Here is a 14048-nt window from a genome sequence, read left to right on the forward strand (position 1 = left end):
TATCATCAACAGTTCACCTATTTACGACTTCGGTGCATTCGCATCGAGCGCCATAAAAGCTTCCTTGGCATCCTGCAGGGGAGGCAACTGGCCTAAAGAACTTAAGCCAAATGCATTTAAAAATTGAGGCGTCGTAACTAACAACGCAGGTCTTCCTGGGAGTTCGCGAAAACCAGATTCTTTAATCCAGTTCCAATCAAATAACGTTCGTAACAGTTGACTGTTATTTGAGACTCCTCGAATTTGTTCTATATCCGCTCGAGTGACGGGTTGATGATAAGCAACCACGGCCAACATTTCGAGTAGCGATGGCGAGAGACGAGTTGGTCGCTCGGGCCACGTCTGTGCAACGATTTGACGGTATTTTGCTCGAACTTGAAAACGAAAACCTTGAGCAGTTTCAATTAGTTCGATTGACCGACCATGTTGTAGCATGGCAAGTTGTTGTAAAAACTGGCGTAAATCTTGTTTACTATATTGATTTTGGAACGATTCTTTTAAACGTGCAAGTGATACAGGTGCATCACTTGCAAAAATAATCGCTTCCAGTTGCATCACTACTTCATGTAAGTTGTCTTCATTGGATACAGGAGTCGTTGTGTCTTGCATTATTTTTTCACTCCTTGTATTGAAAGCGGGGCTTCAACGCCAGAACTTACAATTTGAATCCGCTGTTGACGAGTTAATTCTAAAATGGCCATAAACGTCACAACCATACCCATACGACCTTGAATGGGACGCAGTAAAGACTCAAAAACTAAAACTTCACCTGAAGCGACTTTGCTTTCAATAAACGCCATGCGCTCTTCAAGTAAAACAGGTTCTTGTGCAATTTGATGGGTGATGGGCTCAGGTCGGTTAAACACGCAGAATAAGGCATCACGCAGCTGTTGCACATCATGACCATCATTATGATCCAGAGTTTGGCCTAAGCTGACATTGGTTGAGAAGGTATCTCGTTCTAAAATAGGCATTTGCCCCAAGCGCTCAGCCGCCTGTTTAATCCGTAAATACGTTTCTAAGCGATCAATCAGTTCTTGTTTCGGATCTTTTTCGATTTGAATCGCATTTGGAGCTTTGGGTAAAAGCAGGCGTGACTTTAAATCTGCCAATAGTGCAGCCATCACCATATAGTCAGCAGTCAGCTCAATGTTCAGCGACTTCATGGCATCCATATAAGATAGGTATTGCGCGGCAATGGGGGCAATATCTAACTGTAATAAGTCAAAGCCGTTTTTTTGAATCAGGTAAATTAAAAAGTCGAGTGGTCCTTCAAAATGCTCAAGGAGAATTTCAAATGCAGCAGGAGGAATATATAAATCCTCAGGAATGGAGTCATGCCACTCATCCATCACACGGATTTGCGGAAGATCTTCCATAGCATTATGGACGGATTGATTCATTACAGTTATTGGCCACGCGAATTTTCAAAAGCATGTATAGGCTTATTTAACGATCTCGCATCGAATAAAAAGCATGGAAATTGATTCACATTAGTTTAAATGAAAATGACTATTAAATAAATTGCTCGGACGCCCGAAAACAGAAAAAACCATGAAAAATACTAGGGAATAAGTGTCTAAAGTAAAATAAAACGAATGTATTCAATACAATGTATAGATACTGATGGGTCAATTATTCCAACACATTTTGCATTTTATATCACTGCAACAGGCAAACTAAAGCTTATCTTGCCGGACAGCAGTTATATTTTGATCGAGTTGTTCGTATTGTTGTTGCGCAAATTCAATGGTTTTTTCCATACAGATCCGATGGCACAAGTTCTGATACTGAAACAGCTGCGCCAACCGCAATACGACTTTCATGTCCAGAAAAAGACGATAAGCGCTGTTAAATTGATTGGAGTTCTTGCTAGATAGTTGAATCAGAGCCTCAGACTCGGGTGTCCAAGGCCAAATAGCATAAATGAAAGCATTTGGGGCAATTGAGTGAGGATTTAGCACAACATCTGATAACGTCATTATAACTGCCCTCATTTTATAGCGTTCTACCAAGCTAGAAGATCAGACATTACTCAAAAGCACTCACATCGCCTACACCATGGCGAATCACTTCTGGGTGATCCCCTGATAAGTCGACAATACTGGTCGTGCTGAGTGTACCTAGTCCACTGTCTATGAACACATCAATACGCTTTGATAACTGCATTTCGATGTCATAAGGATCATCCATCGGCTCTTGCTGGTCGGGTAAAATTAAGGTGCTGGTGAGTAGCGGTTCGCCTAGTTCTTTGAGGAGCATTTGGCACACTGGGTTACTTGGAATACGCAAACCAATGGTCTTCTTTTTGGGGTGCATCAAACGTTTAGGGACTTCACTGGTCGCAGGCAAAATAAAAGTAGTCACCGCAGGCGTATTGTTTTTTAGTAAACGATACATGGCATTATCCACTTTGGCATAGGTTGCAATATCTGAAAGATCTGCGCAAATAATGGCATATTGGTGCTTTGACCCGAGCCCGCGAATTTGGGCGATACGCTCCATGGCATGTTTATTGCCGATTTGGCAGCCAATGGCATAAGCTGCATCGGTCGGGTAGACGACTACATCGCCTGCACGAATACGTTCAACCGCTTGGCTAATTAAGCGTGGCTGCGGGTTATCAGGATGGACTCTTAAATGCAGCATGTTTTTATCTCCTGATGGTTTTTCCCACATTATGGCGCTTTATTTAAGCCATGTTCAATGACCTAAATGTGAAACATCCCAAATTTAGTCGAGCATTTCTCTTTCAAATTCATTGCTCTGTAACGTTTTTCCAGCACGTGTACACAAACAAATACAGTCTATGAAGTATTTCGCATCACGCGGTAGTTGCGCATCCCCTGAAAAATAGGCCTGTACTTGCGCAAAAACATGATCTTTAAAATGACATCCATCACCGCCTTCACCTGTGAGGTTATCTAAAGACACTCGAAATCTACGACCAAATGCGACGGCAAATAACCACTCAATCGCTTGTGGTTTAATTTCCACTTGTTCAAACAATGCTTGCTGCTCTTGAGTGCGACCATCGGGCGCATACCAATAACCTAAATCGGATAATAGACGACGTTTGTCACCTGCAATGCTCCAGTGGCTAATTTCATGTAATGCACTATTAAAGAAACCATGGGCAAATTGAATACGAGCAGGGGAGCTTTGCTCTGCTGGAAAGTATTCAGGTTCAAAGTCACCTTTGACCAAGTTGACATTCAGGTGGGAAAACCAATGATTAAAGTGTAAAATGAGCCAATCAACTTGTTGTGCTTCTGTCGAAAAATTCTCCCACGTTGAGAGTTGCACTTGGCGGTCTGAAATGTCAGAATTGGCAGTTGAAATTGTGCTCATAAGTGATGAAATACTCACTTCTGTTTGCGGCTGCAACAGATGCATGACTTAAGTTACCCAAATGGTCTGTCTAAATAAGTACAAAATTGTATCTTAATCTTTGACAGAGTACTGATGAATTTGTAGAATTGCCGCCTTAATTATGTCAGCAAATACCTTTCCGGCACAGATTGAGCCGTTTAAATGGGCTGAACAAGGCTTTACATGGTCAGGTACCCTGCCATTGTCTCGCTTTGTTCGTATTGCTCGTGAAGCTGTTGGATCAATTGATGATCAATTGATTAACATAGACTGTAAGCTATCAATGGATGCGTATCATCGCATTGTATGGCTAGATGGTCACGTTGAAACACAAGTCCCAATGGAATGCCAGCGTTGTTTAGACGTGGTTAACATTGAACTGGTTTCAGATTTTCATCTAGCTCTAGTAGATGATGAGTCACTGATAGAGCGCTTGGATGAGGATGCTGATTTCATCGTCTTAGGTGAAAGTGAAGCGACAACCAAAGGTAGCTATGATGCGCCTGCGACTGCTGATTTACTTTCTCTCATAGAAGATGAATTGTTATTGTTGATGCCACTGTCTCCTAAGCATGATGCTTGTGAACATAAGCACCAACCTGCCATTGAAGAGCTTGTTGAAGAAAAGCGGGATAACCCGTTTGATGTTTTGGCAAGTTTGAAGGGTAAACTTAACTAATTTTTGTGTTATACTCTTCCGTATAAGACAACTGAATTTGTTCTGATCCATATTTTTCGATTTGTAAGGAGCCATCATGGCCGTTCAGCAAAACCGTAAAAGTCGCTCTCGCCGTGACATGCGCCGTTCACATGACGCTTTAACCGAGAATGCATTAACTGTAGACCAAGCTACTGGCGAGACTCACCGTCGTCACCACGTATCTAAAGATGGTATCTACCGTGGTCGTCAATTATTCGCTAAAGCATCTGCTGAATAATTGTCGAAGCATTAAGCTTAAAGCTTAGTCGAAAAAAGGGGAGCGTAAAGCTCCCTTTTTTTGTGGGTGAATGTTTACCAACTCTGTTTTTGTTGTATTTGGCAATTACATCGACCTAAATTAAGTGTTAAATTTTCGCTCCATAAACGAGAGCAAAGACAAGAAAGGACTTTTTTATGTCTGCGAAACAACTTGATCAAGTCGCTCAGGCAACAAAAACAGCTTTTGTATTTCCTGGTCAGGGTTCACAAAAGGTAGGTATGTTGGCTGAATTGGCAGAACAATTTGCCAGTGTTGAAGCAACATTTGCAGAAGCCTCTAAAGCAGTTGGATTCGATTTGTGGCACATTGCACAATCTGGTGAAGGTTTAGATCAAACTGAATTTACTCAGCCTGTGTTGTTAACCGCGAGCATTGCATTATGGCGTGTATGGTTAGAACTTGGCGGTGTTGTACCTAAGTATCTAGCAGGTCACTCATTGGGTGAATATAGCGCTTTGGTTGCTGCAGGCAGTTTAAGCCTAGGTGATGCTGTGAAGCTGGTAAACTTACGCGGTAAGCTCATGCAAAGTGCAGTACCTCAAGGTAAGGGTGCAATGGCGGCTATTTTAGGTTTAGACGACGCACAAGTTGTTGCTTTATGCCAACAGGTTTCAGACCAAGCTGAAGGTTCAGTTGAAGCTGCGAATTATAATGCACAAGGTCAAGTGGTCATTGCGGGTGAAAAAGCCGCAGTTGAAGCAGTCATGGCTTTAGCCAAAGAAAATAGTGGCAAAGCGATTGCATTGCCTGTTTCAGTGCCATCGCATTGTTCATTGATGAAGCCTGCTGCAGAGCAGTTCGCACAAGCTTTGGAACAAACTGCCATTGAGCTGCCTAGCATACCTGTAATACAAAATGTGAGCGCGGAAATTGCGATAGATGTCGCTCAAGTACGCCAAGCACTTACAGCTCAGTTATATGAGTCTGTACAGTGGACCAAAACCATGCAGTTTATTCAGGATCAAGGGATCCAATATGTTGCTGAGTGTGGTCCAGGTAATGTCTTGGCAAACTTGGCGAAACGTTTACCAAATATCGAAAAAGCTTTTCCACTTGATAGCAAATCACGTATGGAAGATGCACTCAATGCCATTTTAGTGGCTGAAGGAAAAATTGCATGACACAGGAACGCAAAGTTGCACTCGTGACAGGTGCAAGTCGAGGGATTGGCGCAGCCATCGCTCAGCAACTGATTCAAGACGGTTATTTTGTTGTGGGCACAGCGACATCTGAGGCTGGCGCAGAAAAATTATCTGCAAGCTTTGGTGAGCAGGGTGCGGGTAAAGTACTTGATGTTCGTGACGGTGCTGCGATAGATGCGCTGGTGACAGACATTGAACAAAATTATGGTCCAGTTCTTGCACTTGTCAATAATGCAGGGATTACCAAAGATAATTTGTTACTTCGTATGTCAGAAGATGACTGGGATGATATTTTAAATATTCATTTAAAAGCCGTTTATCGTTTATCTAAACGTGTGCTAAAAGGCATGACCAAAGCACGTTTTGGACGAATTATTAATATTAGTTCTGTGGTTGCGCATTTTGCCAACCCAGGTCAGGCCAACTATTCAGCAGCGAAAGCTGGTATTGAAGCATTTAGCCGTAGCCTTGCAAAAGAAATGGGTAGCCGTCAAATCACTGTAAACTCGGTGGCGCCTGGCTTTATTGCAACAGAAATGACTGATCAATTAAGTGAAGACATCCGTAAAAAAATGAGCGATCAAGTGGCCCTGAACCGTTTAGGTGATCCACAAGATATTGCCAATGCGGTGAGCTTTTTGGCATCAGACAAAGCAAGTTACATTACTGGTACGGTAATGCATGTAAATGGTGGTCTATACATGAGCTAATTGGCTGATGGATAAACTTTCAAAATTTTAAAGATTCAATTAAACTAACGGCATTAAAAACGCCACAAGCAATGAGGAGAATTCCTGTGAGCGATATCGAACAACGCATCAAGCAAGCAGTTGCAGAACAACTTGGTCTTAAGGCTGAAGAAATCAAAAACGAAGCATCTTTCATGGATGACTTAGGTGCTGACTCTTTAGACCTTGTTGAGCTTGTTATGTCTTTCGAAAACGACTTTGACATCACAATCCCAGATGAAGATTCTAACGAAATCACAACTGTACAATCTGCGATTGACTACGTTTCTAAGAAACTAGGTTAATCCATATTGTTTCAGCTTTGCTGAATGGAAAAGCCACCCTTATCGGGTGGCTTTTTTTATGCTATTTAAAAAGTGAAACATTGCATGCAAATAGTTTTGTTTATTTTGGAACTTACAAAGTTTTACTTTAAATGGACTATTCTCTACCAAAGTTGCTGTCTTTTTTCGGTATAAAAAAGAGTGTCTCATTTTTGAGCATTCAATATAACAACACTGATATAACAAGATGGAGCATACACATGGGTCTTTTTGATTTCGTTAAAGGCATTGGTAAAAAAAACACAGCAGCAGCCGAGCCTCAGGTCGCACCAACTACGCCGACAGAGCCATCCGCTCAAGAAATTGCCAACAAGTTATTGGGTCATATCAAAGCATTAGGCTTACCTGTGACGGGACTTTCAGTCAGCTATAATTCCACGACCGATTTGGCAACCATAAAAGGGCAGGTCCAGACCCAAGCCGATAAAGAAAAGATTGTTTTAGCTGTCGGTAATATTGACCATGTGGCTCAAGTGGATGATCAACTGACTGTGGCTAGCCCTGAACCTGAAAGTAAGTTTTACACAGTTAAATCAGGTGATAATCTATCGAAAATTTCCAAAGCATTTTATGGCGATGCCAACCAGTACAATAAAATTTTTGAAGCAAACCGTCCGTTATTGAAAGATGCTGATGATATTTTTCCTGGACAGGTACTACGTATTCCAGCTTAAATTTATTTTTAGCGAAAGAAGGCGCATTAAGCGCCTTTTTTTGTTTAAGAAGAGATGAGGGATTAAATGATTTAGGTTGCCTTTTTCAGCACAGCATGTTGACTCAGCATACCGAGGGTAATTTTTTTTACTTCGTCACGGCTTTGCTGAATATGCGCACTAATTTTTTCAATTGCCAAATCTGTTTGTTGCTGTGAAATATAATTCAGGATGGCTTGATGCTCTGCATAGGTGGCTTTAATTCGATCACTTTTTGAAAAATCGAGGCGACGAATGATACGGATTTTTTCACTAATTTCTTGGTGGATTTTACTCATTTCCGTATTGCCAATGGCACGAACCAATGCACAATGAAAATCTTCATCAATTTGAGCCATCGCTTTTAAACTCGAAAGATACTGTTCAGGTGCAACCATCCAAGTCTTGTGCAACTGTTTCATTTCTTTGAGTTGCTGAGATTCAATACTACATAATTTACGAATTGCATATTGTTCAATCATAATACGCAGCTCGTATAGTTCGTCATAGTATTGCAGGTTCAATGGACGTACAGTCCAGCCACTACGAAATGCAACTTCCACGTAGCCTTCTTGTTGTAGTCGATACAATGCTTGTCGTGCAGGTGTACGGCTGACCTGATAGTTCATGGCGATTTCGGATTCGGTAAAACGTTCACCTGGCATCAATTTAAAGTCAAAAATATCATTTTTAATTTGCTGGTAAACAAGTTCAGACAAATTGTCTGAACCTGAACCCGCACGTGTCATATTGGACATGTGTTATTCCATATAAACTAAAGGTTCGCCGCTATGAACGGTTTGTCCAGCCCGACAAATAATGGCTTTGACAATACCGTCATCTGCTGCATATACAGGTAATTCCATTTTCATAGCTTCAATAATAGCAATGGTTTCACCTTTTTTCACAATCTGACCTTGTTCCACTAATATTTTCCAAATATTGCCAGTCATAGATGCATTGAGAGCTGAATAGGCACTATAGTCTGTTTCATCAGGTGCTTCTGTGATTAGGTGGTCTTGTTGATCAAAGCTTTCCTTCCATAGGTTGACCTCAGTACTAAAGGCCTGTTGTTGCTGTGCTTTAAACGCCGTAATACTGTCCTTTTCATCTTCCAGTAGTTTTAAATAAGCGGCATAGTCAAATTCAGTGTCTTCAATTTGGATCTGTGCTTGACCATTTTCAAAGTCAGCACGCCATTGATCTAGCTCTAACTCTGAAACAGGGAAGTATTTAATTTGGTCGAAGAAATTTAAGAACCATTCTTTGTCGCCAAACTGTTTGTTCTTTTTAAATTTATTCCAAATGGGTAGAGTGCGTCCCACCAATTGGTAACCTCCGGGTGAATCCATACCGTAGATACACATATACATCCCGCCAATACCCACGGTGCCTTCGGCAGTAAATGTCCGTGCTGGATTGTATTTTGAACTTAAGAGGCGATGACGTGGGTCAATCGGCACAGCACATGGGGCGGTAAGGTACACATCACCGAGGCCTAAAATCAAATAATTGGCATTGAAAATAATCTCTTTGACTTGTTCACGACTATCTAAACCATTAATACGCTGAATAAAATCGACATTGTTCGGTAACCACGGTGCTTTAGCGCAAACACTTTCTTGATAGCGCTCAACAGCACCCAAAGTTGCACTGTCTTCAAATGCCATGGGTAGATGAATAATCCGTGAAGGAATCTTGAGTTGGCTTAAATCGCCCATTTGCTGTTCGAGTTGCAGTAAGAAAGCAATCAACTCATGCTGTGGAAGGGTGAGACCATCATATTTGATTTGTAGTGAGCGCACACCAGGAGACAGCTCCAATATTCCAGTCACATTCGCTGTTCGGATCAGTTGCATCAATTGGTGGACACGTAAACGCAGTGCCAAGTCTAAAACGTTATCACCATATTCTAATAAAATATAACTGTCACCCGCTTGGCGGTACACCGTGCGTGGAGACACATCAGTTGCATCTAGATGGGCGAGAATTGCAGATTGTGGAATATTATTGCTTGTTGGTTCAGTTGCTAGGACAGCATGAGTGAAATTTTGCACACGTTCAATTTGCTGTTGCTCTAGGGCATTGGCCTGCTCAACTGTTAGCGGATAGAAGCTGATTTTATCGTCAGCTTTAAGTTGACCGACTTTCCAAAGTTCAGCTTTAGCAATGGTTACAGGGCAAACGAAACCGCCGAGACTTGGGCCATCTTTGGCCAAAATGACAGGGAAGTCCCCTGTAAAGTTAATCGCACCAATGGCATATTCGCAGTCATGGACATTGGATGGGTGGAGTCCTGCTTCCCCCCCATTTTCACGTGCCCACGTTGGTGTTGGTCCTGATAGACGGACACCCAGTCGATTGGAGTTAAAGTGTACAGTCCATTCGGAAGCAAAAAATTCTTCTATATATTCGGGTTTAAAAAAATCAGGTGCTCCGTGTGGTCCATATAGCACGCCAATTTTCCATTCGGTGCCATAGTTTGGAATCAGTGCAGGAGATAATGCTTGAGGTTCTTGTGTTGCTAATGGGGCATTTTGATTAGGATGGGCTGTATTAATGAGTTTGATCATGTCACCTGCACGAAGCACCCGTCCTGCATGCCCGCCAAAGTTACCTAAAGCAAAAGTAGAGCGACTCCCCAAGTATAGGGGGACATCGAGTCCATGGCGAACTGCTAAATAGCTACGGCAACCAGACTCGACCTGTCCTAAGCTGAGAACCTGACCCGCCTGTACATGAATGGGTTGCCAAAAGGCAACAGTTTCATCATCTAATTGGGCAGGACAAGGTGCACCAGTGAGCGCAATCACACTATCTTGATGGAACTTCAGACTTGGCCCTTGTAAGGTAAATTCGAAACCAGCCGCACTAGCATCATTTCCTACAATTTGATTGGCCAATTGGAATGCATAGTCATCCATTGGACCTGAAGGTGGCACACCGATATCCCAGTAGCCGATACGTCCTGGAAAGTCTTGAATTGAGCTTTGCGTACCAGCCTGTAAAACTTCAATCACATTCGGCACGTAGTCAAAGTCATCCAACAGACGTGTCCAAATTTGCATTTGTGCGAAGCGTTCATCAGAGATCACGCTATGCGCATAGTCCAAGTTGGTGCTGATGCCATTTAAGCGTGTTTGGGTTAACACAGTTTTTAGTTGGTCAATAGCTTGTTCACGCGTATCCGCATGTACGATAATCTTGGCAATCATCGGGTCAAAATATTGCGAAATTTCTGTTCCTGTGGAGACCCAAGTATCGACGCGACAGTGTTCTGGAAATGAAACCTCGGTCAGGACACCAGGGCTGGGTTGGAAGTTCTTAACAGGATCTTCTGCATAAATCCGTACTTCAATTGCCGCACCTTGCGGTTGGATGTTGCTGAGCGCTGTCCAATCCAAGACATCACCTGCCGCCACTTTAAGCATGCATTCAATCAGGTCTAAGCCCGTCACCATTTCAGTAACAGGGTGCTCTACTTGTAGACGGGTATTGACTTCAAGGAAGTAAAACTCATCTCGTGCAGCATCATAAATAAACTCAACTGTACCTGCACTGCGGTAATTGACCGATTTGCCGAGTTCAACTGCCGCTTGGTGAAGTTTTTGGCGTGTAGCTTCAGGAAGGTGAGCCGCAGGGGTTTCCTCCACCACTTTTTGGTTACGACGTTGCAGTGAGCAATCTCGTTCACCCAGTGCAACCACTTGACCTTGACCATCACCAAAGATCTGAACTTCGACATGGCGCGCGCGGTCAACAAAACGCTCTAAAAACACGCCTGAATCTTTGAAAAATTGTGCGCCTAAGCGTTTGACACTTTCATAAGCTTCAACCAATGTCTGCTCATCATCACAGCGTGTGAGGCCAATCCCTCCGCCACCTGCGGTACTTTTTAACATGATGGGATAACCAATTTCTGTAGCTGCAGAAATTGCTTCATCTAAGCTTTCAAGTAAGCCTGTACCCGGTGTCATGGGAACCTGAGCTGCAGCGGCAAGCTCACGTGCACGGTGTTTCAGGCCAAACTCTAAAATTTGTGTCGCTGTGGGGCCCATAAAAGCAATATTATTTTTTTCACAAGCCTCTGCAAATTCAGCACTTTCTGATAAGAAGCCATAACCAGGGAAAATAGCTTCGGCGCCTGTTTTTTGTGCTGCTTGAATCAGCTTTTCAATACTCAAATAAGTATCTGCTGGTTTTAATCCTTCTAAGGCAATGGTGATGTCTGCATCTTTGACATGTTGTGCATAACGGTCACTGTCTGAATATACAGCAACACTGGTCACCCCCAGTTTTTTTAAAGTGCGAATTGCGCGTACGGCAATTTCGCCACGGTTTGCAATCAATACAGTTTTAAACATTTTAAAATTCCTAAATTTGACTAAGCTTGTTCTACTTTTGAATTGTTACGGTGCTGGATATAGGCGCGCCAACCACCAAAATGGCTGATATTTTCAGCATCGTTCAAACCATAAGGCTCACAAATAAAACCTTTAACCCAACGACCATCGACCAGTTCGACATTGCCCATGCCTAGCGGGGTTGGAATCTCAGCGACAAACTCTCCAAAACGCGCTGTTGGCACATCCCAAACCTCTACAATGATTTGTTGCCCGTGTTCTGAAACTCTTGCTAGACCTGGCTTTGGGGGAATTGTTCCGTTCAATGCAAATAGGGCGTAGTGCTCAGCGGTCAGTGTGGTTTCAACAAGTACTGCATCACGTGTAAGCAGTTGGAAATTCAGAGGCATTCCAGTCAGGTGTGCTCCAACGACTGCAACTCGAATGTGATGTGCAGAAGGACTGTGGCGCAACGTTGGAATTGCGGAGAATCGGTCGAGTGCACCTAGTTTTAAGTTCAAATGTGCCTGCCAAATTTGTCCAAACTCAATCAGGGCTTGGTCATACCATGCAGGTGCAATGAAGCTAATTCCGAAGGGTAAGCCGTCGGCGCGGAATCCAGCAGGCAATGCGAGTGCACTTAAGTCAGCGAGGTTGGTAAAGTTAGTGTAAGTTCCAAACTGAGAATTAAAGCCAATCGGAGATTGCGCCATTTCTGCAAGAGTGTGAATGGTTGGAGAAGTTGGAACGATCAATGCATCAAATTGAGCTAAAGTGTCTTGAATTTTTCGGCTTAAGTCTTGTTTTAAATACTCTGCGTTGTAGGCATCGACTGCACTAAAATCATAACCTTTTTGAATAATTTCACGGACTGTGGGGTCGAAAACCTCGGGTTGCTGCGCCAATAACTCAGCAACAGCCGCTGTGCGTTCTGCTACCCATGAGCCTTGATAGAGTTGGGCTGCCAATTGTTCAAATGTTGAAAAATCAATTTCAGTAATTTCAGCACCGAGAACTTTTAACTGTTCTAAAGCCAATTGAAAGGCATATTTAGCTTGATCATCTCCAAAGAACTCAAGTTTATTGGGAATAGCAAAATGTGGTTTTCCAGAAAGTTTAGCTGGTGCTGTTTTTGGATGCTGGCGGGAGTAGCTATCTAGTGCATCGTACTGTTCGAGGGTTTGAGCAATGATGTTTGCATCGGTTACTGTTAATGCGAAAATTGAAATACAGTCCAAGCTTTTACAAGCGGGTAATAAACCACGATTTGAAAAACGGCCTTTGGTGGGTTTTAAACCGACAATGTTATTAAATGCCGCAGGGACACGACCAGAGCCTGCGGTGTCGGTTCCCAGTGCAAAGGGGACTAAGCCTCGAGCAACCACACTTGCTGAACCAGAGCTAGAACCTCCACTGACATAGTCTGCGTTAAAGGTATTGCAAACTGCGCCAAATGGGGAGCGTGTACCGACAAGCCCTGTTGCGAATTGATCTAAATTGGTTTTTCCTATGACGACCGCCCCTGCATTTTTAAGCAGGCGAATTGTTTCAGCATCTTGGCTAGCAATTGCGGTCAAAACCTTACATGCCGCCGTAGTTGCAAAACCAGCAACATCAATGTTGTCTTTGACCGCAAAAGGAATACCATATAACGGCAGTTCTTTACTCAAATCTGAGGCATGTTGTGCTTTTTGTGCTAAGGTTTCGATTTGCTGAATAAGTAGTTCTTTGCTAGCAATAGAGATCCATGCATGATCAGGTTGTGGTAATTGCGCTACATAGTCGATTAAGTCTTCAAGATGAATGTCATGGTTCAGATAAGCTGTTTGCCATTCTTGAAGTGTCCAACCAATGCATTTGTTATGACTCATTTTTTTGCATTCCAACTTGTATACATGATGGAATACAAAAATGCAGAAACTATGCCAATTTGATAAATCTAATTTTTATTTAATTATAATTGTTTAATATCAATATCTTATTGTTTGTTTCTGAATTCTGATACGAATGTTTATTGGTGTTCGATTCTGCACCAAAACAAGATCAAACGGGATGTAATGGTGCTTTTATACCATGTTGCGATCTTAGATACTCACAGAACATGAGCAAAAAAAGCTCACAATTTGAATCAGCCTGATCAGTTAAGCATTTTCATATTTTGCATCTTAGCCTTCTCACTATTTACATTATATCTCAGCGCAAAACCTATTCACTTTTGCCCCTAGAGTAGCTTTTTTAAAAAGCAGCCAATTTTAAAGAAGTCTTTTGTCTTGCACCGTAAAAATGCCATGCTTATATTCTTATTTAGGCTAGGGATGACGTTGTCATGTATTAAATAAAGCCTAGAAGTAAAAAGTAATACCCGTCCATTTCTTAACGGACTGGTATTACTCAATCTGGGTTTTTGACACAAACAAGGGATTAATTTTTAGTTAAAGGTATAATAT

Annotated in this window: 14 protein-coding genes; 6 read left to right on the forward strand and 8 right to left on the reverse strand. The window is 42.4% G+C overall.

The genetic code is table 11. From position 1 onward, the window contains the following. Positions 1-21 precede the first annotated feature (21 nt). From scpB to GBI16_RS02610, 5 genes are all read right to left on the reverse strand, one after another. Positions 22-609 (reverse strand): SMC-Scp complex subunit ScpB, encoded by a 588-nt coding sequence (gene scpB / locus GBI16_RS02590; RefSeq protein WP_086208722.1) that lies wholly within the window; start codon positions 607-609, stop codon positions 22-24. Further along, complete coding sequence (locus GBI16_RS02595) at positions 609-1403, reverse strand: ScpA family protein (RefSeq protein WP_086208721.1); 795 nt, start codon at positions 1401-1403, stop codon at positions 609-611. The genes scpB and GBI16_RS02595 overlap by 1 nt, the downstream gene beginning before the upstream one ends. Positions 1404-1679: 276 nt before the next feature. Beyond that, positions 1680-1982 (reverse strand): hypothetical protein, encoded by a 303-nt coding sequence (locus GBI16_RS02600; RefSeq protein ID WP_086208720.1) that lies wholly within the window; start codon positions 1980-1982, stop codon positions 1680-1682. A gap of 49 nt (positions 1983-2031) precedes the next feature. After that, positions 2032-2649: an L-threonylcarbamoyladenylate synthase gene (locus GBI16_RS02605; protein WP_086208719.1), complete on the reverse strand. Its 618-nt coding sequence runs from the start codon at positions 2647-2649 to the stop codon at positions 2032-2034. An 84-nt stretch (positions 2650-2733) separates the two neighbouring features. Further along, complete coding sequence (locus GBI16_RS02610; RefSeq protein ID WP_151706465.1) at positions 2734-3396, reverse strand: elongation factor P hydroxylase; 663 nt, start codon at positions 3394-3396, stop codon at positions 2734-2736. A 97-nt stretch (positions 3397-3493) separates the two neighbouring features. Between GBI16_RS02610 and GBI16_RS02615 the strand changes: the two genes are divergently transcribed. From GBI16_RS02615 to lysM, 6 genes are all read left to right on the forward strand, one after another. Continuing rightward, positions 3494-4051 carry a DUF177 domain-containing protein gene (locus tag GBI16_RS02615; RefSeq protein ID WP_086208717.1) on the forward strand — a complete coding sequence of 186 codons (558 nt, stop codon included), beginning with the start codon at positions 3494-3496 and terminating at the stop codon, positions 4049-4051. A 76-nt stretch (positions 4052-4127) separates the two neighbouring features. Next, positions 4128-4310 carry a 50S ribosomal protein L32 gene (gene rpmF / locus GBI16_RS02620; protein ID WP_004279227.1) on the forward strand — a complete coding sequence of 61 codons (183 nt, stop codon included), beginning with the start codon at positions 4128-4130 and terminating at the stop codon, positions 4308-4310. Positions 4311-4486: 176 nt separating this feature from the next. Further along, positions 4487-5473 (forward strand): ACP S-malonyltransferase, encoded by a 987-nt coding sequence (fabD, locus tag GBI16_RS02625; protein ID WP_086208716.1) that lies wholly within the window; start codon positions 4487-4489, stop codon positions 5471-5473. After that, on the forward strand, positions 5470-6204 hold the full coding sequence (fabG, locus tag GBI16_RS02630) for a 3-oxoacyl-ACP reductase FabG (RefSeq protein ID WP_151706466.1): 735 nt from the start codon (positions 5470-5472) through the stop codon (positions 6202-6204). The genes fabD and fabG overlap by 4 nt, the downstream gene beginning before the upstream one ends. A gap of 86 nt (positions 6205-6290) precedes the next feature. Beyond that, positions 6291-6527, forward strand: coding sequence for an acyl carrier protein (gene acpP / locus GBI16_RS02635; RefSeq protein WP_004695351.1), 237 nt, complete (start codon positions 6291-6293; stop codon positions 6525-6527). A 239-nt stretch (positions 6528-6766) separates the two neighbouring features. Beyond that, positions 6767-7240 carry a peptidoglycan-binding protein LysM gene (lysM, locus tag GBI16_RS02640; protein WP_151706467.1) on the forward strand — a complete coding sequence of 158 codons (474 nt, stop codon included), beginning with the start codon at positions 6767-6769 and terminating at the stop codon, positions 7238-7240. Positions 7241-7311: 71 nt separating this feature from the next. Here the strand turns inward: lysM and GBI16_RS02645 are convergent, their stop codons facing one another. Genes GBI16_RS02645 through atzF form a run of 3 tightly spaced genes read right to left on the reverse strand, consistent with a single transcriptional unit; the run spans position 7312 to position 13472 of the window. Then, a complete protein-coding gene (locus tag GBI16_RS02645) occupies positions 7312-8016 on the reverse strand; it encodes a GntR family transcriptional regulator (protein ID WP_086208713.1) in 705 nt (234 codons plus the stop codon). Positions 8017-8019: 3 nt separating this feature from the next. After that, positions 8020-11622: an urea carboxylase gene (gene uca, locus GBI16_RS02650; RefSeq protein WP_151706468.1), complete on the reverse strand. Its 3603-nt coding sequence runs from the start codon at positions 11620-11622 to the stop codon at positions 8020-8022. A 20-nt stretch (positions 11623-11642) separates the two neighbouring features. Further along, on the reverse strand, positions 11643-13472 hold the full coding sequence (atzF, locus tag GBI16_RS02655) for an allophanate hydrolase (protein WP_151706469.1): 1830 nt from the start codon (positions 13470-13472) through the stop codon (positions 11643-11645). Positions 13473-14048 lie beyond the last annotated feature (576 nt).

Origin of the sequence: Acinetobacter sp. TUM15064 (assembly GCF_008980265.1) — a bacterium.
GTDB lineage: Bacteria > Pseudomonadota > Gammaproteobacteria > Pseudomonadales > Moraxellaceae > Acinetobacter.

Excerpts from the sequence above, each read along its gene's own strand:
- GBI16_RS02595 (WP_086208721.1), bottom strand. The coding sequence starts at position 1,403 with ATGAATCAATCCGTCCATAATGCTATGGAAGATCTTCCGCAAATCCGT.
- GBI16_RS02610 (WP_151706465.1), bottom strand. The coding sequence starts at position 3,396 with ATGCATCTGTTGCAGCCGCAAACAGAAGTGAGTATTTCATCACTTATG.
- GBI16_RS02645 (WP_086208713.1), bottom strand. The coding sequence starts at position 8,016 with ATGTCCAATATGACACGTGCGGGTTCAGGTTCAGACAATTTGTCTGAA.
- uca (WP_151706468.1), bottom strand. The coding sequence starts at position 11,622 with ATGTTTAAAACTGTATTGATTGCAAACCGTGGCGAAATTGCCGTACGC.
- GBI16_RS02615 (WP_086208717.1), top strand. The coding sequence starts at position 3,494 with ATGTCAGCAAATACCTTTCCGGCACAGATTGAGCCGTTTAAATGGGCT.
- atzF (WP_151706469.1), bottom strand. The coding sequence starts at position 13,472 with ATGAGTCATAACAAATGCATTGGTTGGACACTTCAAGAATGGCAAACA.
- fabD (WP_086208716.1), top strand. The coding sequence starts at position 4,487 with ATGTCTGCGAAACAACTTGATCAAGTCGCTCAGGCAACAAAAACAGCT.
- rpmF (WP_004279227.1), top strand. The coding sequence starts at position 4,128 with ATGGCCGTTCAGCAAAACCGTAAAAGTCGCTCTCGCCGTGACATGCGC.
- scpB (WP_086208722.1), bottom strand. The coding sequence starts at position 609 with ATGCAAGACACAACGACTCCTGTATCCAATGAAGACAACTTACATGAA.
- GBI16_RS02600 (WP_086208720.1), bottom strand. The coding sequence starts at position 1,982 with ATGACGTTATCAGATGTTGTGCTAAATCCTCACTCAATTGCCCCAAAT.
- GBI16_RS02605 (WP_086208719.1), bottom strand. The coding sequence starts at position 2,649 with ATGCTGCATTTAAGAGTCCATCCTGATAACCCGCAGCCACGCTTAATT.
- fabG (WP_151706466.1), top strand. The coding sequence starts at position 5,470 with ATGACACAGGAACGCAAAGTTGCACTCGTGACAGGTGCAAGTCGAGGG.
- lysM (WP_151706467.1), top strand. The coding sequence starts at position 6,767 with ATGGGTCTTTTTGATTTCGTTAAAGGCATTGGTAAAAAAAACACAGCA.